The following is a 22775-nucleotide window of genomic DNA, read 5'->3' as shown; positions in this document are numbered from 1 at the left end:
GTAGGATCGATCATGGAACAGGAATACAGAACACAGGTCAATGAGCAAGGTCTGTCTTTCCGCATGATGACCATCGAAGACATACCTGATGTTATGGTCGTTGAGCAGGATGCGTTCACCCTTCCTTGGACAGAGGAAGCATTTCATAATGAACTCAAAATGAATCATTTTGCACGTTATATGGTTATGGAGTATGAAGGCAAGACCATTGGTTATGCGGGAATGTGGACGATTGTCGACGAGGCGCATATTACCAATATTGCATTGTTAAGTGCATATCGGGGTCGTAAATGGGGGGAATTGCTCCTCAGTGAGTTGATGAAGACCGCAGCCTTTCTCGGAATGGAACGGATTACACTTGAAGTTCGAGTAAGCAATGAGGTTGCTAAACGTTTATATACTAAAAAAGGGTTTAAGCCTGCAGGCATCCGCAAAGGGTATTATTCCGATAATGGAGAGGATGCGCTGATTATGTGGGCGGATTTGCCCACCTACCGTGAAGACGGCGGCGAGGAAGGAAGCGAAGTTCTATCATGAATGAACAGAACATAGAGAATCATAGCTTGATTTTGGCTATTGAAACGAGTTGTGATGAAACATCGGTTGCGATTGTAAAAGATGGACATGAAGTATTATCCAGTGTGATTGCTAGTCAGATCGAAACGCATAAGGCTTTTGGTGGGGTCGTACCAGAGGTAGCATCACGTAAGCATGTGGAATGTATCACGATGATCATAGAGGAAGCTGTGGAGGAAGCGGGCATTGATATGCAGGATTTGTCCGCGGTAGCTGTAACGCAAGGTCCAGGTCTTGTTGGTGCCTTGTTGGTTGGTGTTGTAGCGGCCAAAAGCTTGGCCTATGCACTCGGTAAACCGCTGATTGGAACTCATCATATTGCAGGACATATCTATGCTAACCGGATTGTAGGGCCCATTGAATATCCGTGTATGTCACTTGTTGTATCTGGAGGACACACAGAACTTGTATACATGAAGTCTGAAGGAAGCTTTGAACTCATTGGCCGTACACGTGACGATGCTGTCGGCGAAGCATATGATAAAGTGGCTCGCGCACTGGGATTCCCTTATCCTGGCGGACCTCATGTAGACAAGCTGGCATTGGAAGCAGAGGACGCTGTATCGCTTCCACGTGTCTGGCTAGAGGCAGACTCCTATGACTTTAGTTTCAGTGGACTGAAATCGGCTGTATTGAATGTAGTGAATCAGAGTAAGATGCGCGGGGAGGAAGTAAGAACTGGGGCCATCGCGAGAGGGTTTCAGGAATCGGTGACCGAAGTACTGGTGGAAAAAGCAGTGCGTGCCGTAAAGGCTTATGGAGCGAAGCAGCTTCTACTGTGCGGAGGGGTTGCTGCGAACCGTGGGCTGCGTCGTCTTCTCTCGGAACGCTGTAAGTCGGAAGGAATTCCCCTAACCATTCCTCCGCATCAATACTGTACAGATAATGCAGCTATGATTGGTGCCGCGGCACATCTAAAATGGAAAGAGGGAGTTTCGACGCCACTTGATATGAAGGCAGACCCTCAGTTGCCATTAGAGGAATGGGCTTCTAATAAGCTATAGGATCTAACCAGATTAAATTAAGCTTGTCTTCTCTTGTAATGAAAGGGGACTGACCCCATAATGTGAGACAAATTAAAACACCTTCAAGAAAATTCAACCATGTCGTAAGATATGGAGACAACCTTGGAGGTGTTTTTGCGTTGGCAACAAGAGTTAGCTATCCACTAGAAGTGAAGATGAAAGCCATTGAAATGAGATTGGCTGGCATTCCAGTGAAAGAAGTCATGGATCAACTGAATATACGCAATAAGACACAAGTGAAGACCTGGATGAAATGGTACCGCAGTGGTGAGCTGAAACGGTTGGAGCAACCTGTCGGTAAACAGTACAGTTACGGTAAAGGACCAGAATACGTCTCAGAGTTAGAGAAAGTGAAGGCAGAGAATAGGTTCTTGAGACAACAGGTAGATCTGCTAAAAAAGTTCAAGGAAATGGAAAGGAGGTATCTCCAAAAGTCGTAGTGGAATGGGTTGAGTCGATCCGAGAAGAGGTTAGTGTGACACAAGCGTGCAAATGGATTGGGAAATGGATTGGGGTTCCACGAGCCACCTACTATCGCTGGAAAGCTAACTTAGAGAGTAAATACGAGGACGATTTGGTAAAGCAAATTTATGAACTCAGTAAACAACATAGATTTCGCTATGGATACCGAAAGATCACAGCGTTGCTTCGAAGAGAGTATAAGATTAATCACAAACGCGTACAGCGGATTATGCAGTGTGAGGGTCTGCAGTGTCGTGTCAAAGTGAAGAAACGCAAGACTACAGGACAGCCAGCCTATATAGCAGAACATTTGCTGAAGCGTGAATTTAAAGCTAATGCACCCATGCAAAAACTCGTTACAGATATTACATATCTGCCTTTTGGCGGAAGAATGTTGTACCTGTCGAGTATCTTGGACTTGTTTAATGGAGAGATTGTGGCATACAGTATAGCTGACAAGCAAGACACCGCATTTGTACTAGAAACGCTCAATCAATTACCATCTCTGCCGGGCGCCATACTCCATAGCGATCAAGGCAGCGTGTACACCTCCCAGGCTTATCAGGAAGCAGTAAAGGGAAAAGGCATTACCATGAGCATGTCCCGTAAGGGTACGCCCGCTGATAATGCCCCCATCGAATCGTTTCATTCCACACTAAAGTCTGAAACGTTCTACCTCGAAGGTTTAACCTGTACGACGACGGCAATCGTCGAAAAGACCGTTCGAGACTACATTACTTACTATAACTCAATTCGCATTCAAACAAAACTAAACAACCAGTCACCGATTCATTTTCGGCAACTGGCTGCTTAAACTTGCAAGGTGTTTTGATCCCTGTCTCATTAACAGGGGTCAGTCCCAAGAGAGGGCGGGCTTTTTTTATTGAAGGATGTGCCCTGTATAAATGGATCAATAATCTGTCAAGTTGTGGACAAGGTTATCCACATGTCCCCTCAAAAATGTGTGCAAATCATAAAAACACGGATAAATTCACGGTTTGGAAGTCGTTGAAAATAGAGAGTAAAAGTTTCAAAAACATCTGTCAAAATTGTGGATAATGTGTATAACTTCGTGGATAAACTTGGATATACATACTCAAAAGCTAGTTTAACAACAAAAAAATGGCCTAATAGGCCATTTTTCGGTCATACTTATGCACTTAATCTGGGGATAACTTTGTGTATAACTCTAATGTTAGATTTGAAACTATTTTGTGAACATTTTTTGTCTTTTTGTTTTAGTAGCTTTATTATGCCTCCAACAATGATTCCCATTCTGTAAAAATCTCTTCAAGCAAAGCTTTCTTTGTATCCGCAGCTTGTTGTCGATCTTGCAGAGCCATATAGTCCTGATAAATTTCAGGCAGAGCCATTTCTGCTTCTAGATTTGCGATTTCTGTCTCTAATGTATGAATCTGCTCTTCCAAGCTAACGAGCTTTCGTTGTCTATTTCTTTCTTCACGCTTGGCTTGTTTGTCTGCTTCGAAAGACGAGGCACCTTGTTTCTCAGGAGTGGCTTCTTGAGCGGTCTCCTGCTTAAGTCCAGGGCGCGCAAATGGTTCGGAAGGTTCGTTATTCATTTCGTCAATTTCTTGCTGTTTATCTGTATAATCGTCGTAATTACCCAGGAAATGTTGAACCCCGTCAGGATGCAGCTCAACGATGCGTTCTGCCATCTTATTCAGGAAATAACGGTCATGTGAAATGAAGAATAGAGTGCCTTCATAATCCATTAGCGCAGATTCGAGAACTTCCTTACTGAACAAATCCAAGTGGTTGGTAGGCTCGTCCAGAATGAGCATATTGGCTTCTAATAACATGAGTTTTGCCAGAGATACGCGTGCCTTTTCACCACCACTTAAAGAACCGACCTTCTTAAGGACATCTTCCCCGCTAAATAGAAAATTACCAAGTACAGTGCGCACACGTGCTTCTTCCATGTGAGGATAGGCGCTCCATAGTTCTTCAAGTACGGTATTTTTCGGGTTCAATTCGGACTGCTCCTGATCATAATAACCGATCTTAACCTTTGTTCCCCATTGCAAAGTGCCGGAGGCGGGTTTCATATCATCGATCAGGCATTTAAGCAGCGTTGATTTCCCGATTCCGTTCGGTCCAATCAATGCTACGGTTTCTCCTCGACGAAGATCGAAAGATACGTTTTGGAACAAGGCTTCTCCTGGCTTAAAGGAGACGGATAGATCTTTTACCTGCAGGACCTCTTTACCAGACATGTACTCAACTTCAAAGGAGAAGTGAGCTTTCTTGAGATCGCCCATGGGTCTATCCATGCGCTCCATCCGATCCAGCGCTTTACGGCGACTCTGAGCACGTTTTGTCGTAGAAGCACGAACAAGGTTACGCTGAATAAAAGTTTCCATTTTTGCGATCTCATCTTGTTGCTTCTCGTACTGTTTTAGTTGTGACTCATATTCAGCAGCTTTCAGTTCAATATACTTGCTGTAATTTCCGGTATAGCGTTTTGATTGATGCCGCTCAATTTCCACGATAGTAGTAACGAGGCGGTCAAGAAAGTAACGGTCATGGGATACTACGAGTAACGCACCTGAATATCCGCGGAGATAATCTTCAAGCCACGTCAATGTCGCGATATCCAGATGGTTCGTAGGCTCATCGAGCATAAGCAGATCAGGAGCTTGAAGCAGGATGCGCGCGAGGGCCAGGCGTGTCTTCTGACCGCCACTTAAAGTGGAGATCGGAGTATCTGGTGAAAAGGTACCAAAACCCATCCCATGGAGAATACTGCGGATCCGTGTTTCCATTTCATAACCGCCTTGATCTTTAAACCAGTCAGATCGGATAGCATATCGGTCAAGCAGGTCTTGATAGCGTTTAGGATCTTCACTGGAAGCTGGATCAGCAATTTGCTGCTCCATCAGCCGAAGTTCGCGTTCGGCCTCGATTAGTGGTGTGAACACATCGAGCATTTCCTCCCAGATGGATCGGTCTGAGTGGAGTCCACTGTTTTGCGCTAAATATCCGATTGTTGTTTCTTTAGCTTTAAAGATTTGTCCGCCGTCATGTGACAGCTCTCCAGCCAGAATCTGAAGAAGTGTTGATTTCCCCGCGCCATTGACCCCAACAAGTCCGATTCGCTCGCGTTCCAGAACCTGCAGATTGATTCCCTCTAGCACAGGGGTGACTCCATATAATTTCGTAATGCCATTGGCTTGCAGCAGCATGAGAGTTATAACCTCCATCTATATATAGTTCATAATTCATCGATAAAATTCAGATGATGATAGTGTAAGTTTACATGAAAAATAGTAAACAAGCGACCGATTGAAGGTGACTTCCGACATTCTTGGCGAATGGGAGGAACAATGGTAAACTAAACATAATTATAAGCAAGAGAGGAAAGACTTGCCCTGAACATTTCTGAATCCAAAACTGAACTTCGAGCACAACATATTGCACTAAGAAATTCTATGACAAGCAGCCTTCGAGACCAGATTTCGGGTCAAGTCTGCCGTCATGCGGCTGAATTTCTGATGCTACATCATGTGAAGAGTATGCTGGTATATGTTCCGTTTCGTTCGGAACTCGATACATGGCCGCTAATTACATGGGCGTGGGAGAATGGTGTGGATGTCATTGTACCAAGGAGTATCAAGGAGAGCAGAATGATGGAGCTGTACACGCTCCATAGCAAGGACGAACTGATTAGAGGGGCATATGGTATTCTTGAGCCAGATCCAACACATGCAAGTCAATGTTTAGCGAATTTTGTTCCAGAAATCATATGGGTACCAGGACTTGCATTTGATCGATTAGGTGGCAGGCTCGGTTATGGAGGCGGATATTATGATCGTCTTCGGGATCGGATCCTGCTGACAACACAGATGAACGAGGAGTGCAAGCCGCCCTTATGGATCGGCCTCGGGTATGAAGCACAGCTTACGAACCAAGTGCCGATGGAATATCATGACTTGCGTCTGGATGGGCTTATAACAGAGAATGGTTACATAAAGTCTGGATTCTAGCGGAAGGTGATGGAATGGAACTAAGTCATTTTAATGAGCAAGGTAGAGCGAAGATGGTGGACGTAAGTGATAAAGACATTACATCCCGGAGCGCCACTGCAGTAACAACAATAAAGATGTATCCAGAAACGCTGCGCCGCATTCAAGAGGGCGGTATTGAAAAAGGCGATGTACTGGCAGTAGCGCAAGTAGCGGCTATCATGGCTGCCAAGAAGACATCAGATTGGATCCCGATGTGCCATCCACTTCCCCTTACGGGTGTAAATGTGGAATTTGGCAATAACGACCTGGATGAATTATATATAGAAGCAACTGTGAGAACAACAGGAAAGACGGGGGTAGAGATGGAAGCCCTAACGGCTGTATCTGCAGCTGCTTTGACTGTATACGATATGTGCAAGGCTATGCAAAAGGATATGGAGATCGGTCCGACGAAATTAATTCGTAAGACGGGTGGTAAGAGCGGGGATTACCTGAGCGAGCGGAACTAGCAGGGAATCATTGTTTTCGTGTTTTTATTATTGAATATAGATTCGTTAGAAGGGGAAGGAGAGGGTACTCATGTTATGGAAGACGGCGATCCTGACGGCGAGCGATAAAGGCTCACGGGGGGAACGCGAGGATACGAGCGCCCAAGTTATTCGGGAACTAATTGAAGAGGAATTGGGCGGCGAAATTATTGAATATCGGATTGTTCCCGATGAAGAAGATGAGATTATTGCAGCGTTGATTGAGCTGACGGATTATTTTCAAGTGGACTTGGTGCTTACAACTGGAGGAACGGAATTGGCAGTTAGGGATGTAACACCAGAAGCTACGATGCGGGTTGTGGAACGGGAAGTACCTGGTATTGTGGAGGCAATGAGAGCTACAGTGATGCAGAAGAATCGAAGTGCTATGTTATTCCGAGGGGTGTGCGGAATTCGAGGACGGACCTTGGTTCTTAACTTACCGGGATCTCCAAAAGGAGTACACGAGAATTTGGCTGCTGTCATGGATCAATTGCCGGAAGCCCTTCTTATGGTAACAGGACAATACCGAGAATAAGGAATAATTATGTTTATAAGTAATAAATGTACAGAAAATGTTCAATTTTCCGTACTATATATGTGATTTTTCTTATGGTATGATGACGGTATACACGTTTATTGGCTTATTTTTCAAGTTTTGATGTTACAACCTATTTGATCTTGCCTGATTGTATTGTATTCAGACTTCATTCAAATAGGACAAGGAGGAGAATAGGTATGGGTCCAATCGGTGTACCGGGTATTATTTTACTCGTCATCTTAGCATTGTTGCTGTTCGGTCCGAACAAGCTTCCTGAACTAGGACGAGCTGTAGGTAGAACATTCCGTGAGTTTAAGGATGGGGCACGTGAGATTATTGAGGACGAGCCAGCTTCCAAGAAACAAGAGACTCCACAGCCAGTTGCTGCACAGACTAAGGCTGAAGATAAACGCCTTCCCGAATAGGTACTTTTCGTGAAGTGAACCCCTCCTTCGGGAGGGATTTTATTTTAAAATAACAAAGTTTCATCCAAGACTGTGCAATTATTTTATTAGAAACGGAACTCTTGCTGAAGTGAGGAGACTGCCGTTTCTTCTTGTGCTGCCGGGATACAGATGAGGTGATATCTAGCGTGTCGGAGAAAATGGAAGAGATGGCGCTTGTGGAGCATCTGAGTGAGCTTCGCAAGCGAATTATTATTGTACTTGTCGTGTTTGTGGGCGGATTGATTGCTGGTCTGTTTATAGCGGAGCCGATCTATCGATATTTGACGGAATCGGAGCAAGCGCAGAGATTTGAACTGAATGCGTTCTCTTTCTGGGATGGTATTGGGATCTATATGAAGATCGCGGCACTATTCTCGCTTGTTATATCGGTACCGTTTATATTTTATCAAATATGGGCTTTTGTTAAGCCAGGCCTGCGCGAAGTGGAACAGAAGGCTGCGATACGCTATGTTCCATATGCCTTTATACTTTTTATTATGGGAACTCTGTTTGGTTACTACATCGTCTTCCCAATGACACTACACTTTACGACATCCATTACGCAGAGCATGGGCCTGCAAGAAACGTATGGAATTACGAATTATTTTAACTTTATGTTTAACCTTGTCCTTCCTTTAGCACTCATATTTGAGTTACCACTGATTGTGATGTTCTTAACGAAAATTCGTATTTTAAATCCATTAAGACTGAAGAAAATGCGTCGTCTGGCATACTTCGCGCTTGTATTTATAGCAGTAATCATCACTCCACCGGATTTCATTTCTGATTTTCTAGTATCGATTCCGTTACTTCTACTATATGAGTTTAGTGTGTTCCTCTCAGCGACGATCTATCGTAAGCAATTACAAGCTGATATGGAGCTGGAAAGCCGGTACACGCGGGTGGATGGCGAATAATATCGCAAGAGTTTAGGTTTTTTTATGTGGAAAGAGTGTCCTGAATGGGGATGCTCTTTTTTTTGCGTAATCCGAAGTTAACGGTAGGCATAAAATAAAAAGCTGTGGATAGAATGGAAAGAGGAGTCTGGAGGACAACCTTCTATTCGATAATCGGATCAAAAATTGATCAAAAAATATCGTAAAAGACTTGAAATCTTCAGGCAACTTGAGTATCATAAAGTTGGTTGTTAGCACTGACGATGGTTGAGTGCTAATACATAAAGCTTTGAACGAAAGTACAACAATATAATTTTTATAAGGAGGCTATTTTTTCATGATCAGACCTTTAGGTGAACGCGTATTGGTAGAACCAATCGAACAAGAAGAGACCACGGCATTCGGGATCGTGCTTCCGGACTCCGCTAAAGAAAAGCCGCAAGAAGGTAAAGTTATCGCAGTAGGTAGCGGTTCTTTGAAAGACGGTGTACGTGTAGCTTTGGAAGTTAAAGAAGGCGACCGTGTTATTTTCTCGAAATACGCTGGAACAGAAATCAAATACGAAGGTAAAGAATATTTGATTATGAAAGAAAGCGACATCCACGCGATCTTGGGTTAATTCACAACCTGAATATAAGAATGTTAAATTTTCATAATCCATTAGGAGGTATGTTATAACATGGCTAAAGATATTAAGTTTAGTGAAGACGCCCGCCGCGCAATGCTTCGTGGTGTTGATGCATTGGCAAACGCAGTTAAAGTAACGCTCGGTCCGAAAGGCCGTAACGTTGTATTGGAGAAGAAATTCGGAAGCCCGCTCATCACGAATGACGGTGTAACGATTGCTAAAGAAATCGAGCTTGAAGATGCATTCGAGAACATGGGTGCTCAGCTTGTTAAAGAAGTAGCTACAAAGACTAATGATGTTGCCGGTGACGGTACTACAACTGCAACGGTTCTTGCTCAAGCGATGATTCGTGAAGGTCTGAAGAACGTAACTGCAGGCGCTAACCCAATGGTTATCCGTAAAGGTATCGACAAAGCGGTTCGTGCAGCTGTTGAAGAACTTAAGAACATTTCCAAAACAATCGAAGGCAAGCAATCCATCGCTCAAGTTGCTGCGATCTCTGCAGCTGACGAAGAAGTTGGTCAACTGATTGCAGAAGCTATGGAAAAAGTGGGCAAAGACGGTGTTATCACGGTTGAAGAATCCCGCGGTTTCTTGACTGAGCTGGAAGTTGTAGAAGGTATGCAATTTGACCGTGGCTACATCTCCCCATACATGATTACAGATACGGATAAAATGGAAGCTGTTCTTGAGAATCCATACATCCTGATCACAGATAAGAAAATTACAAACACGCAAGAAATCTTGCCGATCCTTGAGAAGATCGTACAACAAGGCAAAGCACTTGTTCTGATCGCTGAAGACATCGAAGGCGAAGCTCAAGCGATGCTGATCGTGAACAAATTGCGCGGAACATTCAACGCTGTAGCTGTTAAAGCTCCTGGCTTTGGTGACCGTCGTAAAGCAATGCTGCAAGATATCGCTGCATTGACAGGCGGCCAAGTGATCACTGAGGAACTCGGTCTTGACCTGAAATCCGCTACAATCGATCAATTGGGTACTGCTCGTCAAGTACGCGTAACTAAAGAGAACACAATCATCGTGGACGGTGCTGGTAACAAAGAAGACATCGCTGCTCGCGTGAAGCAAATCCGTAACCAACTCGAAGAAACAACTTCCGAGTTCGATAAAGAGAAGTTGCAAGAGCGTCTTGCTAAACTTGCTGGCGGCGTAGCCGTAGTTAAAGTTGGCGCAGCAACTGAAACAGAATTGAAAGAGCGCAAGCTCCGCATCGAAGATGCTCTGAACGCAACTCGCGCTGCGGTTGAAGAAGGTATCGTATCCGGTGGTGGTACTGCACTCGTGAACGTATATGGCGCTGTTGCAGCAGTAGAAGCAGAAGGCGATGAGAAGACAGGTGTGAACATTGTTCTACGTGCTCTTGAAGAGCCTATCCGCACAATCGCTGCTAACGCAGGTCAAGAAGGTTCCGTTATCGTTGAGCGTCTGAAGAAAGAAGAGATCGGCATTGGCTACAACGCTGCAGCTGATACTTGGGTGAACATGTTCGAAGCAGGTATCGTTGACCCTGCTAAAGTAACTCGTTCCGCTCTTCAACACGCAGCTTCCGTTGCGGCTATGTTCTTGACTACTGAAGCAGTAATTGCTGACAAGCCAGAACCAGAAAAACCAGCTATGCCAGACATGGGCGGCATGGGTGGAATGGGCGGCATGATGTAAGGCAACTAAGCCTTAGATCATGTGCCTAGCAGAATGAATTTTCGTCTAGATTAGACGGGGATTTGTGAAGCAGTCACTGTTGCTTATTATAAATGAAACAAAGACCACTTCTTAATAATCTTATTAAGGAGTGGTTTTTTATGTTGTTAAAATTTGTATTTCAGTTTTTTTGGAAGATCGTAAGTTCAACAATACAACTAAAGAAAATATTACGAATTATCAAACCATGCTTGGTGAGTTTGTTGAGTATTGCACTGATAATAAATTTGACGACATGAAAGCGATTAGTGGAGAATTTAATTTTTAAATCCCCCCTCTTTAGATTATGAAACTTTTGAACTAATTATTTTTTTGAAAATTATAGTCTACTAGACCTGAATTGATAGAACATGGTAATATATGCCTACAAAGACATCTTAGGAGGAATTGGTTTGATAAAATGTAATAAATGTGGAAATGAAGCGCTTGAAGATGACAGTGTTTTCTGTAAAAAATGCGGAAAAAAAATTTCTACTAGTAATGACACTAACTTAATGAAGCGTAAGAAACTTCTGGTTCTTGGTGGTAGTGGAATACTTGCTCTAGTTATTTTAGTAACAATTTTACTGCTCCTAAACAATCCAATAACAAAATTTCAAAATGCCGTAGAAAGCAATCAATATTTGGATGCAAATACCATTTATAGTCAAGAAATCAAGGGTGATTCCGAACAGGAAAATAAAGCCGAAAATTTCATGAAAGATGAATTGAAGCGAATCAATCAGGATTTTAAGAATAATAAAATTAATTATCAAAAAGCATCTATTTCGCTAGACACCATAAAGAAATTAGAGTTAGTAAAATCTGACGTTGAAGCAACAATCATTAGTATTGATAAACTAAATGATTCAAGAACTTCATTTAAAAAAGGTCAGGAATTTATCGCAAATAAAAACTATAAAGATGGCATTAGTGAATTTAAGAAAGTAATTACGGACGATGAAAATTATGCTAAGGCTCAAGAATTAATTTCTACATATATAACAGAGTATAAAACTAATGCTTTAAAAGATGCCAAGCAGTTGTCTACCAACAATGACTATGATAAGGCAATCAGCATTTTAAGCGATGCGTTAGTTTTAATACCAAATGATTCGGATGTTTCTGCAAAAAAAGCTAGTTATGAAAAACTGAATGAAGAGAAAAAGGCTATTGAAAGAAAAAAGAAGATGGAAGAATTAAAAAATAGTCAAGAAGTATCTGTAGAATCTGCTATAATTGTTCGAACTGGTACATATATAGATTTTTACCATACACAAGTTATTGTCAAGAATAACTCAAATAAAGTTGTGAAAAATTATGTGGTTGGTTGGTTAGCTTATGATAATCAAGGTTATCCGATCAATCTTGATTCAAATGACCATCTTACTAAAGGTAATGCAAAAGCGGTAAACATACAGCCTAATACAACCTATGGACAAGGTTCGGGTTGGAGCATTTATAGTGATTCAGCCGCAGAGAAGACTGAGACTTTACTTGCATGTGTCATTGAGGTGGAATATTATGATGATACAAAGTGGACGAACCCTTACTATGAATACTGGTTGACTGAAAATAAAGGAAAACCCCTCCATTAACAGATAAGCGGTTAACTCGTTATTAATATATTTGTCATTTTTATTGTTTTGTTAATTGTTTGCTATCAAAAAGTGATATTTATCTTAAGAATCGAAAGCCACAAGGTATTTTTGCGTCCTTGTGGTTACTTTATGTTAAAGTCTATTCAGTTTGTCTAGCATCTTCTGTAGAGTTGGATGGTGTATAAGAGAGTAGTGTGAATGTTGGAATGTCCGGCTTAATGTATTAAGGGTTTTATAACCCTGTTGTATCAAGGATTTGAATAGGTTGATAGGTGGCAACGACCATATTTTGACCACATATTAATAGTTTTTAGAGTCATCTTATTAGTTCTCCGAACTTTTGAGGTGTCTCTTTTTTTTGGAATGCTTGTGATATGTACTATAGATTAACTGAGGAAATTTGATGAAATGAAGCAGTCGGTGCATTATTTGCGATCGAATGATAATGTTTCAGATGTTACTAGCCGATATTGAATTAATTCTTGAGGTAAAAACAATTAAGAATTAAACTCTACCCCAAAATCATCTCAAGACATGAGATAATAAGGAAAATAAAACCAAATATATCTTTGGAGGAATGCTTATCTTGTCTAAATTTACGATTCGCCCATTACGCAAGGAAGATTATCCAGCAGCAGCCTCGCTGATCAACTTTTTGTGGTCGGTGCCCATAACGGCTGAGCAGTTGCAGGCGGATGAGGAGAGCATTCCGCCAGGGCAACTGCATTATAACGAGGACGGCGAACTCATGGGCTGGGATCGTCCGAAGTGGGTGGCAGAGAACGAGCAGGGGGATGTCATTGGATATACGATCATATGGCGCGCACCTTGGGGTGAGCCGGGAAATCTGAATCTCACGTTGGTCGTTCATCCGGAGGAACGCGGCTATGGAGTCGGCAGGGCCTTGTACGATGAAGTGAGCTCATGGGCTCAAAAGGTAAAAGCATCTCGACTTATTTGCTTCATGAAAGAGGATGATGAGACTTCACTCCGTTTTGCACAGCGGAGGGGTTATGAGCAGGAGCGTCATACCTTCGAATCCGTGCTGGGGTTATCCTCTTTTTCGAATGAAGATTTATTCCAGTGCATTGGCACGGCTGAGCAGTCCGGCATTCGGTTTGTAACGCTGGCGGATGAGCCTGGTGAGGAGAATGAACGAAAGCTTTATGACCTATACCGCATAACCCATCAGGATATTCCGGGATATAACGAGGACTTTCCTTGGTTTGAAGAGTGGCGGAAGTGGAACCTTGATATGCCTGGCGTGGAGCCTAAATACATACATATCGCCAAAGACGGAGAAGGTTACATCGGCGTAGTGACGCTGCAGAAGAACGAAGAAATTAATGCGATGTATCATCAATATACTGGCGTCTTACCGGAATACCGGGGGAAGCGGATTGGTCTCGCGTTAAAACTTCTGGGCATTCAATCTGCGCGTGCTGAGGGGGCTACTTCTCTGAGAACTCATAACGATTCGATGAACGCTCCCATGCTTCGTATCAACCGTGATCTGCTAGGATTTAACGCGGTTCCAGGGAACTATAAAATGGTATGTAAGATTTAAGGTAGGTAAGAAAACGTTCTTATAATTACAACAAAAGCTGCCTTATGGCAGCTTTTTATGATTGTTTTTATTTTTCCCCTTTTTGAATCCATTCGCCGAACTGCTTCATGGCTTTCTCGCTGTGTACGTATTTGTACGTCTTGCCATCGTCATAATGAAAAATCGCCGCACTATCTTCGTCACCTTCGATTTCGGACGAGATCGATAGGATGCGTTCCACGTCAAGCAGCTTGAAATTCCCCTGATCGTCTTCCGCCGGTATGGCTTGTTGTTTTGATTCTTCTTCCATATTCATGATGTAGCCTCCACATTCCGTTTTGTTTTATTGTAACCGAACAGAGAAGGATTTGCATTTGTGTTAGCTTCTATAACCCAGCTTCATAAAATAAAATTTGCTCATCATTATCATCTAAGTCTATCGCGTAGAATGAAGCACCCTCTTCAAGGTAGTTATAACGGGCAAGATAAAGAGGCTGTTTAAGATGATAAGTTCCATCTGTATTGCTTGTTATATTTTCAGGATTGAATGGCTCCGGATAAATGGGCGCATCAAAAGAGAGGTATATATAAACGCTAAAATCTTCTTTGTTATATTTCTCATATAGATCCTTTGCAAGGTCTTTAGTTAATTTAAATATGTATGATAAATTATTTCTCGGTGCCTTTATTATTGTACTTATTTGATTCATATCATTCATGTGAATACCAATGGAGAAGCCTGAGGAACTAGTGAGAGTGGTAAGTTTGACATCATAAGAATCTTCATCAATTCTAAGTTTAGAATATTTTGAATTAAGATAGGTTTCGATTTGTTCATCAGTGGCTGTAGATGCTGTTGGATTTTCTGAAGACTGTTGTGTCGGAGTTGGGGTAGGAGTAGGAGTAACAACTGAAGACGATATTTCTGGTTCGCTATTATATACAGTACTCGTTATTTCAATTGTGTTTCCATGATCTCGAACGATCAGTTTGGCACCGGTGGATTCGCTTATAAGCCTAAGTGGCACGAAAACTTTTCCCTCGATGACTACAGGAGAAACTTCTAAGGAAATGCGTTTTCCGTTAATATAAGCATTTTTACTTCCAACAGTTAATACGATTTTGGTACCATTTTTTCTAGCTGTAACTTGTTTTTTTTTCTGATCCCAAGAGGAGGTAATTCCTAGTTTGTTAAAAATGGGTGTAAACTGCACCATTGTTACACCTCGTGTAACAATAGGTTTCTGATCAAATAAAACAGTTTGTCCGTCAATGACAACATTTTTACTTGGGTCTGCACTAACGGAGGATGTTACCAGAGTAAATAGAAGTGTAGCGGCAATGGCTATTTTTCTCTTCATCTCATGAATCTCCTTCATATGAAATTAGTCGTACCAGATATTCCATTTACAGTAAGTAATTTATGCTACCGTTATTGTAACTATATAAAGGATAATATACCATTATATTTTTGGGGATATTCTGATACATATCTTTATGTCTGTATTGTTCTTTCATTCACTCCCAGCCAAATTCTCCTCCATCTGCTTTAAAATCCTCCGTATCAGTATTAATTCCTCAGATGGAATATCGCTTTTAAACAATTATCACATTTACTAGTGAAGTTTGCATATAACAACGGGAGGGAATACGGATGAATATATTTAATCTACATCAAAATCGTAATGTTGATAGAGAAGGATCTGCTGTTATTGTAGGGGCGTCGCTTTCTGGTCTCATGACTGGCATAGCTCTTTCGAGGGAAGGGATACATGTAACGATCATTGATAAGGTTGGGGAGGGACAGCGCACAGGGGCTGGGATTCGGGTAGACGGTGGAGAGTATGGTGAATCCAGAACCGCGAGATTTTTAAGAGATCTGGTCTCAGGAGGGAGGAGTTCTATACAGCTGTGGTCATCGATAGAGTCTCGTCTCCGTGCAGAAGTTCTGAGGTATCCCAGTATCGCCTTACGGTATAACACTCGTGTTCAATCAGTCAATCAGGATGCTGATACCGCTTGGGTTGAGACTGATGTTGGAGAGGTTATTCGGGGCGATATCTTGATCGGTGCAGATGGACATTCTAGCTTGGTCCGGCGTCATGTTGCACCACATAAACCAGATGCGAGATTCGCCGGGTATATGGTATGGATTTCTTCGATGCGTGAGGAAGACTTACCTGAGAAGTATCGTCCACGGGAAAATCATCCACCAGTTACGATGCTAGATAGCAGCAACGGTTTTTTATTCGGATCGGTTATTGAACGAGAGGATAGCTCATCTGGTTTAGGAAATCGGCGGATTGGATGTACATGGTACGATAATTCCCGCAATGATCTACTGTATCACTTGGGATGTATAGAAGGAAGTGTTGTGGTTCACTCTCTTAATGGCGCAGATATACCTGAAAAGACGCTCATAGAGTTAGCGGACCAAGCTTCTGAGAAATGGCCTGAGCCTTGGTCATCCGTCATGCGTCATGCTGTTCAGACGCGTAATATCATTGGCATACCGATCAAAGAATATGTTCCTGACAATCTTGTTATAGGACGAATCGGCTTGGTTGGAGATGCGGCTCATGTACCTGCACCTGTTACGGCCAGCGGATTTAATGAATCGCTACAAGATGCTGCAGTGTTAGGTGAATGTGTTTCGAAGGGCATACATGCCAATAAGGCGATTGAAGCTTTGAGAAAGTATGAATCTCTTCGTTTAGAGAGAGTGCGTCAAATGGTACTGTCAGGGCAATTTTTCAGCCAGACGTTTAGGCAATAGTTTACTTAAAGAGGTCTTCCATTACGTTGTTTAACTTCGTGGCAGATCTCTTTTCATTTTATAGAGCAGGATTAAGATACCTAGCTTATAGTGTAAGGGTTATAATATGAATATGATGTAATAAGGATATAAGAATAACAACATGAGATAACAACAGAGAAGAAGTGGTGATGAACATGGGGATCACGGTACAAGATATGCTGCAACTGCCTTCCTTTCGGGGGGCTAAGGTACTTACGGGGCAAAATAATCTTCAGCGTACGATATCTTCTTTATCTGTATTAGAGGTTTCGAATGCAGAATATTCCTCTCGGATCGTCCATTCCATCCAAGAAGAATGGTATGCAGAAGAGATTGTGATCAGTTCTTTTTACTCCATTAAAGATAGTGTTGCGAAGCAGTGCGAAACGATTGAATACTTACACGGACTTGGAGAAGTGGGGTTAATTCTATACTATGTTGGAATCATCCTTCCCGAAGTGGCTGAAGAGGTGCTGAAATTAGCTGAGTCCAAAAATTTCATCATCATCTGCATGCCGGAGAATGATTCGTCACTTCGTTATAACGAAGTGATCTATGAAGTGATGGAATCGATCATTCTGAACAATCAGACGATCAATGATAATTTTGTCAATGAAGCGTTAGAGAAGGTATCGCTGTTGCCGGAGCACACGCGAAGCGTAGAAATGACGCTGAAAATTCTGTCTGATCGGCTGAAAGCGAATATCATCCTGACGAACACCCATATGGAGATTGTAAATCAAGTGATGTGGCCGCGTAATTCGTCGTTAGATGTGGTCCCTCTGATTGAGACCTATGCACCCTTTTTGATACAAGGGACGAAAGGACAAGAACCGTCGATTCCAGATGGTTTTGTGGAATACAAGAGCATTCATCAGAAGAACGGGGAAGTGCTCTATCTATTTTTGATCAAAGAGAACTCCAAATTGCCTGCGAAGACCATGGATAAGATCAGCGAGGTTGTACAGGTGGCGATTAATTTGTGGGGGGATAAGCACAACGAGGTTAGCGAATATGCCTTAGTCAAAGCGATCATTAATGATGAAAGTGAGAAGATGCGAAGACTGGCTCATCTGCTCCATATTGATGTCTCTTCCATTCAAATGATGTGGCTCGTGTACATTCATGATTTGTCGCAAGAGAAGCGAATTCGCGAAGAGCTGGAAGAGCATCTGTTCAAATATTACAAAACATCGGTTATCCAAACCATTGACCATTGTATCATCGCCCTCATGGGGAATTGCTCTTACAAGTACAACGAGTATGAAATTGCTGCGGAGTATATCGATACGACCCATTCATCTGCGCTGATTTCTGAAATGGTCTATGCTCCGCGGATGAGAAATACGCAAGACGTGCGGCGTATGTATCAACTCGTGAACAGTGTTGGACGTAAGGTCCATCTCATTTATGAACATCGTAAATTATTTACGGCGGCGGAGATCCGTTCAATGAAGCAAGCTATTGATTTGAGTGTACAGGGAGAAGAAGCTCTGGAGGAATGGATGGCTGTCATGGAGCCAATTATGAGCGACCACGATTCGCTTAAGACCTTAATGACCTTTTTGCTGGATGCAAAGGGGAATTTCGATGTCTGCGGCAAAATGCTATTCGTCCATAAAAACACGGTGAAATATCGCATTAAGAAGATTAGCGAGTTAATTGGTTACGATGTAACGGTCAACTCTGAATCCTACGATGTGTACATGGCTTGCATGATTTATCGACTTATTCATAGCTAGTGTAATCCGTAACTTTTGTCGTACAGACAAAAATCACGGATTTTTTTTTCGTTTTAGAAAAAGACGTAAACCTATGATTCCATCTATACTAAGTGAAATTTACTTTTCGAGGAGGCGGAAATGACATGAGAAAGGACGGAGAACACCAGTCTTGGTTCACCCTAGGGATGGTGTGGGCTGGAGCGGTGATCAGTATACCCGGTCTGCTGGTCGGGAATACGCTCATATCTGGCATGAGCTTACCCAAAACATTGTTAATCGCGTTTTTGGGATACGCCATTATCGTAGCCTTAATGATTCTTCAGGGGATTCAAAGTACGGATCTAGGCAAATCGACCGTTCAAGTCGCAGCTCAGGTATTTGGGAAAAAAGGCTCGCGAACGATTTTATCCATTATTCTCGCCATTGCTTGCCTCGGTTGGTTCGGGATACAGGCTAATGTCTGCGGCGCTGCCCTGGCAAATCTGCTAGCGGATTATGGAATGAATATCCCCGTACCCCTTGCTTCTTTCATTAGTGGCTTGGTCATGGTGGTCTCAGCGTTGTACGGTATTAAAGTACTTCGGGTACTTAGTTATATAGCAGTGCCTTTACTGATCGTTGTATGTATATATGGTTTAGTCCAAGCGTTCACAATGGATTCGATCCAGAACATTTGGAGTTACCAGCCTGAGAAACAGATGAAATTCATGGACGGATTAGCAGTAACCATTGGATCATTTGCCTTAGGAGCGGTTATCGCAGGCGATTATTCACAGTTCTCAAGAAAGCGTTCGGATGTGCTCAAAGCAGCATTGATCGGCATTGTTCCTTCCGGCGTACTCATGATTATTGTGGGAGCAATACTATCCTTTGCTTACCAGACTAGTGATATTGCGGCTGTCTTTATTAATATTACAACACCATTTATTGGGGGAACGGTATTGATTCTGGCTACGTGGAAAACGAACATGGTGAACGCTATCTCGGGTGGATTTGCACTTACCAATGTCCTTCATATTTCCAAAGAGAAAGAGAAGTGGGCTGTAGGGGTTGCTGGACTCATCGGGACGGTACTTGCCGTAATCGGTATCTTGAATTACTTCACGCCGGTGATGTCGATCTTGTCAGCGATGGTTCCACCTGTCGCAGGGGTTATGATTGCATCCTACTGGATTATGAACAAAGGGGATAAGAATAGTTGGAAGGAAACAGAGGGCATGAATCGCCTTGGTGTCTTCTCATGGCTGATTGGCTCGATCATCGCTTGTATGCCGGTTGTGTTGTCCTTTTTCCCAAGCTTGCCACAAGTATCGAACCAGCCGCTACTCGGTATCATCATTTCATTTGTTCTGTATATCGTCGGTTATAGAATCACGGCTACAAAGTCTGTCATCATGGAGGGAAATCAATGAGATATTTAGATAAACAATCAATTGAACATATTGCTGTAGGTGCTGCATTTTTAGGAACGGGTGGAGGAGGAGATCCTTATATCGGTAAACTCATGGCGCTTTCGGCTATCGAAAAACACGGACCCGTTAGACTATACTCCGTGGATGAGATTGAAGATGAAGACTTCTTCATTCCTGCTGCCATGATGGGGGCACCTTCGGTATTAGTTGAGAAGTTCCCGAAAGGTGACGAGTTTGTTAAGGTGTTTCAGATGCTAGCCAAGTATTTGGGCAAAGACAAGATTACAGGCACGTTTCCGATGGAAGCGGGCGGAGTCAATTCGATGATTCCCATCGTTGTTGCTGCACAGCTGAATTTACCACTTATCGACTGTGATGGGATGGGCAGAGCATTTCCGGAACTTCAGATGGTGACCTTTAACCTGGATGGCATTTCGGCCGCGCCGCTTGCCATCTCGGACGAGAAAGGAAACATCGGTATCTTCGAGACGATCGACAATAAGTGGACCGAACGGTTAGCTCGTACAGCAACGGTGGAGATGGGAGCTAGTGCTCTAGTGAGCCTATATCCGACGACGGGTGCTCAGATCAAGAAGAGTGGTGTTCACAACATCGTGACTCTATCTGAGCAGATCGGAGAGATCATTTCATCTAAGAATAGAGATGCAAAAGACAAGCTTGAGCAGTTGTTGAATCTGACATCAGGCTATGAGCTGTTCCAAGGAAAAATTACAGATGTCATCCGAGAAACCAAGGGCGGCTTCAATTTCGGGAAAATGAACTTGGAAGGCATTGAAACGAATAAAGAAGAACAGATGAAGGTTTATTTCCAGAACGAGAACCTCCTTGCCGAGATGAATGGTCAGGTTATCGCAATGACACCGGATTTAATCTGTCTGGTCGATTATGAAACTTTGCTTCCCGTGACAACGGAGAGCTTGAAATATGGTAAACGTGTCCGCGTCATTGGGCTTCCCGCCCATCCGAAGTGGAGAACCGACATCGGCATTGAAACGGTAGGGCCGAAGTATTTTGGGTATGATTACGATTACGTTCCGATCGAGGAACTGGTAGGTAAGGCGGTGGCTAAACATGTATAGAATCGGAATCGATGTAGGCGGCACGAATACAGATGCTATCATTTTGGACGAGCATAACCAACTGATTCATAGCATTAAATCTCCAACGACACTGGATATTAAGACGGGTATTGAGACATCGCTGCGGAATGTGTTGAAAGAAGCGAACATTGATAAAACGAAAATCACTCATGCCATGCTCGGTACAACACAGTGTACGAATGCCATTGTGGAACGGAAGAAATTAGCGAAAGTAGGCGTGATCCGCTTAGGATACCCTGCTACAGCTTCTGTACTTCCCTATACGGCTTGGCCCGAAGACATGGTTGAGAAACTATCAGGAAATTATGCATTAGTTCATGGTGGATATGAATATGATGGTCAATTGCTGGGGGAGTTGAGCGAGCAGGAGATTAAAGATCTTTTGGCCGATTGGCGTGAAAAGGTAGAGTCTATTGCGATTATTGGCGTTTTCTCATCCATCAAAAATGACCAAGAACTTAAGGTTCGAGATATGATCTGGGAAGCATACGGGGAGAACTATCCGGTTTCTTGCTCCTCCTTAATCGGGTCTGTCGGTCTGATTGAACGGGAGAATGCAACGATACTGAACGCGGCTCTATGCCAAGTCATTGAGACTACGGCTACAGGATTTACGAATGCGCTAGAAGCCGAAGGGATTCAAGACGCACAAGTGTACTTATGTCAAAATGATGGTACGCTCATGTCGATTGAATATGCGAAACAATTCCCGATTCTTACGATTGCTTGTGGGCCGACGAATAGCATTCGAGGCGCTTCTTATTTAGCGAACATTAAAAACACGATGGTCATTGATGTCGGCGGTACCACTTCGGATATCGGTGTTTTGCAAGATGGATTTCCAAGAGAGTCCTCTGTCGCAGTGGAAGTTGGAGATATTCGCACGAATTTTAGAATGCCGGATATTATCTCCGTAGGACTTGGCGGGGGAAGCATTGTACGTGTGGATAACGGGAAAATTACAGTGGGGCCAGATAGCGTAGGCTATAAGATCACAGAAGAGGCACTCGTCTTTGGTGGAAGTACGCTTACTACGACGGACATCGCGGTTCGACTTGGACTACTTGAGGTAGGAGACAAGAATCTAGTAAGTCATATTGATGAAGAATTTGCGAGACAAGTGCAATCTGTGATTTCTTCGATCCTATCTAACGCAGTTGATAAGATGAAGACTTCTTCCGAAGATGTACAGGTCGTACTCGTAGGTGGGGGTAGCGTTATTATTCCAGATGAGATTCCTGGGGTAACGGAGATTGTGAAAGTGGAGAACGGCGGAGTTGCGAATGCCATCGGGGCATCAATCTCTCAAATTAGTGGACAGTATGAACAAATCTACATTTATTCACGCGAACCGAGAGAACAATCACTTCAGGATGCTGAGCACAAAGCGGTGAAACAGGCAGTTATGGCGGGCGCTGATCCGAATACGATTAAACTGGTTGAAGTCGAAGAGACGCCGCTAGCCTATCATCCGGAAAATGCAACACGCTTAAGAGTCAAAGTGGTAGGTAAAATGAGTTAGAAACAGTGAAAAAGCAGCGCTAATGAAATAGCGTTGCTTTTTTTGCTGTAATGCTCACGTTTAAACACGCAGGACATTAGACCGTTTAATCATTTTATGTAAAATATTGCATAATATATAAAATTTTATCATAACCTCTGATATCTTATGGGCGCTTTCAATTCACCTAGCCGATTACATAGAGCGATACGAGAAGGATGGTGACTAAGCGTAACCTTTAGGATCGTAACCCAAATGGAATGGAGTGTGGTAAAGTTTGAAAAAAGT

The 22775-nt window shown here is 42.9% G+C and carries 20 protein-coding genes; 17 read left to right on the top strand and 3 right to left on the bottom strand.

Going from position 1 to position 22775, the window contains the following annotated elements:
* Nucleotides 1-12 precede the first annotated feature (12 nt).
* The 3 genes from rimI to ACK8P5_RS20885 all read left to right on the top strand — a co-directional run bounded on the left by rimI (nt 13) and on the right by ACK8P5_RS20885 (nt 2877).
* Nucleotides 13-537 carry a ribosomal protein S18-alanine N-acetyltransferase gene (gene rimI, locus ACK8P5_RS20895; RefSeq protein WP_422658166.1) on the top strand — a complete coding sequence of 175 codons (525 nt, stop codon included), beginning with the start codon at nt 13-15 and terminating at the stop codon, nt 535-537.
* Nucleotides 534-1580: a tRNA (adenosine(37)-N6)-threonylcarbamoyltransferase complex transferase subunit TsaD gene (tsaD, locus tag ACK8P5_RS20890; RefSeq protein ID WP_422658165.1), complete on the top strand. Its 1047-nt coding sequence runs from the start codon at nt 534-536 to the stop codon at nt 1578-1580. The genes rimI and tsaD overlap by 4 nt, the downstream gene beginning before the upstream one ends.
* Nucleotides 1581-1720: 140 nt before the next feature.
* A protein-coding gene (locus tag ACK8P5_RS20885; protein WP_422658164.1) for an IS3 family transposase occupies nt 1721-2877 on the top strand; the annotation gives its coding sequence in 2 pieces (ribosomal slippage) (nt 1721-1994 and nt 1994-2877; 1158 coding nt in all).
* Between the two features lie 436 nt (nt 2878-3313).
* Here the strand turns inward: ACK8P5_RS20885 and ACK8P5_RS20880 are convergent.
* Nucleotides 3314-5266 (bottom strand): ABC-F family ATP-binding cassette domain-containing protein, encoded by a 1953-nt coding sequence (locus tag ACK8P5_RS20880; RefSeq protein WP_422658163.1) that lies wholly within the window; start codon nt 5264-5266, stop codon nt 3314-3316.
* 186 nt (nt 5267-5452) lie between these two features.
* On the opposite strand from ACK8P5_RS20880, the gene ACK8P5_RS20875 reads away from it, so the two are divergent.
* From ACK8P5_RS20875 to ACK8P5_RS20835, 9 genes are all read left to right on the top strand, one after another.
* Nucleotides 5453-6067: a 5-formyltetrahydrofolate cyclo-ligase gene (locus ACK8P5_RS20875; RefSeq protein WP_422661532.1), complete on the top strand. Its 615-nt coding sequence runs from the start codon at nt 5453-5455 to the stop codon at nt 6065-6067.
* A 14-nt stretch (nt 6068-6081) separates the two neighbouring features.
* Nucleotides 6082-6558 carry a cyclic pyranopterin monophosphate synthase MoaC gene (gene moaC, locus ACK8P5_RS20870; protein ID WP_422658162.1) on the top strand — a complete coding sequence of 159 codons (477 nt, stop codon included), beginning with the start codon at nt 6082-6084 and terminating at the stop codon, nt 6556-6558.
* A gap of 70 nt (nt 6559-6628) precedes the next feature.
* A complete protein-coding gene (locus ACK8P5_RS20865; RefSeq protein ID WP_379244424.1) occupies nt 6629-7114 on the top strand; it encodes a MogA/MoaB family molybdenum cofactor biosynthesis protein in 486 nt (161 codons plus the stop codon).
* 200 nt (nt 7115-7314) lie between these two features.
* Nucleotides 7315-7542 carry a twin-arginine translocase TatA/TatE family subunit gene (tatA, locus tag ACK8P5_RS20860; RefSeq protein WP_422658161.1) on the top strand — a complete coding sequence of 76 codons (228 nt, stop codon included), beginning with the start codon at nt 7315-7317 and terminating at the stop codon, nt 7540-7542.
* 167 nt (nt 7543-7709) lie between these two features.
* Nucleotides 7710-8480, top strand: coding sequence for a twin-arginine translocase subunit TatC (gene tatC, locus ACK8P5_RS20855; RefSeq protein ID WP_422658160.1), 771 nt, complete (start codon nt 7710-7712; stop codon nt 8478-8480).
* 316 nt (nt 8481-8796) lie between these two features.
* A complete protein-coding gene (gene groES, locus ACK8P5_RS20850; RefSeq protein WP_054956559.1) occupies nt 8797-9078 on the top strand; it encodes a co-chaperone GroES in 282 nt (93 codons plus the stop codon).
* A 60-nt stretch (nt 9079-9138) separates the two neighbouring features.
* Complete coding sequence (gene groL / locus ACK8P5_RS20845) at nt 9139-10767, top strand: chaperonin GroEL (protein ID WP_422658159.1); 1629 nt, start codon at nt 9139-9141, stop codon at nt 10765-10767.
* A gap of 431 nt (nt 10768-11198) precedes the next feature.
* Nucleotides 11199-12383, top strand: coding sequence for a DUF5780 domain-containing protein (locus ACK8P5_RS20840; RefSeq protein ID WP_422658158.1), 1185 nt, complete (start codon nt 11199-11201; stop codon nt 12381-12383).
* Between the two features lie 589 nt (nt 12384-12972).
* Nucleotides 12973-13953 (top strand): GNAT family N-acetyltransferase, encoded by a 981-nt coding sequence (locus ACK8P5_RS20835; RefSeq protein ID WP_422658157.1) that lies wholly within the window; start codon nt 12973-12975, stop codon nt 13951-13953.
* A gap of 67 nt (nt 13954-14020) precedes the next feature.
* On the opposite strand, the gene ACK8P5_RS20830 is transcribed toward ACK8P5_RS20835, so the two are convergent.
* Complete coding sequence (locus ACK8P5_RS20830; protein WP_422658156.1) at nt 14021-14248, bottom strand: hypothetical protein; 228 nt, start codon at nt 14246-14248, stop codon at nt 14021-14023.
* 70 nt (nt 14249-14318) lie between these two features.
* Nucleotides 14319-15293 carry a copper amine oxidase N-terminal domain-containing protein gene (locus tag ACK8P5_RS20825; protein ID WP_422658155.1) on the bottom strand — a complete coding sequence of 325 codons (975 nt, stop codon included), beginning with the start codon at nt 15291-15293 and terminating at the stop codon, nt 14319-14321.
* A gap of 293 nt (nt 15294-15586) precedes the next feature.
* Between ACK8P5_RS20825 and ACK8P5_RS20820 the strand changes: the two genes are divergently transcribed.
* The 5 genes from ACK8P5_RS20820 to ACK8P5_RS20800 all read left to right on the top strand — a co-directional run bounded on the left by ACK8P5_RS20820 (nt 15587) and on the right by ACK8P5_RS20800 (nt 22508).
* Entirely contained in the window at nt 15587-16708 is a 1122-nt protein-coding gene (locus ACK8P5_RS20820) for an FAD-dependent monooxygenase (protein ID WP_422658154.1), read from the top strand.
* A gap of 176 nt (nt 16709-16884) precedes the next feature.
* Nucleotides 16885-18471, top strand: coding sequence for a PucR family transcriptional regulator (locus ACK8P5_RS20815; RefSeq protein WP_422658153.1), 1587 nt, complete (start codon nt 16885-16887; stop codon nt 18469-18471).
* A 125-nt stretch (nt 18472-18596) separates the two neighbouring features.
* Nucleotides 18597-19865 (top strand): cytosine permease, encoded by a 1269-nt coding sequence (locus ACK8P5_RS20810; RefSeq protein ID WP_422658152.1) that lies wholly within the window; start codon nt 18597-18599, stop codon nt 19863-19865.
* Complete coding sequence (locus ACK8P5_RS20805) at nt 19862-20965, top strand: DUF917 domain-containing protein (protein WP_422658151.1); 1104 nt, start codon at nt 19862-19864, stop codon at nt 20963-20965. The genes ACK8P5_RS20810 and ACK8P5_RS20805 overlap by 4 nt, the downstream gene beginning before the upstream one ends.
* Entirely contained in the window at nt 20958-22508 is a 1551-nt protein-coding gene (locus tag ACK8P5_RS20800; RefSeq protein WP_422658150.1) for a hydantoinase/oxoprolinase N-terminal domain-containing protein, read from the top strand. The genes ACK8P5_RS20805 and ACK8P5_RS20800 overlap by 8 nt, the downstream gene beginning before the upstream one ends.
* The last annotated feature ends 267 nt before the right edge of the window (nt 22509-22775 follow it).

The sequence above is a fragment of the Paenibacillus sp. EC2-1 genome, assembly GCF_049311625.1.
GTDB lineage: Bacteria > Bacillota > Bacilli > Paenibacillales > Paenibacillaceae > Paenibacillus_AQ.
Note: the sequence above shows the minus strand (reverse complement) of the source record. Positions and strands in the feature narration are given on the sequence as shown.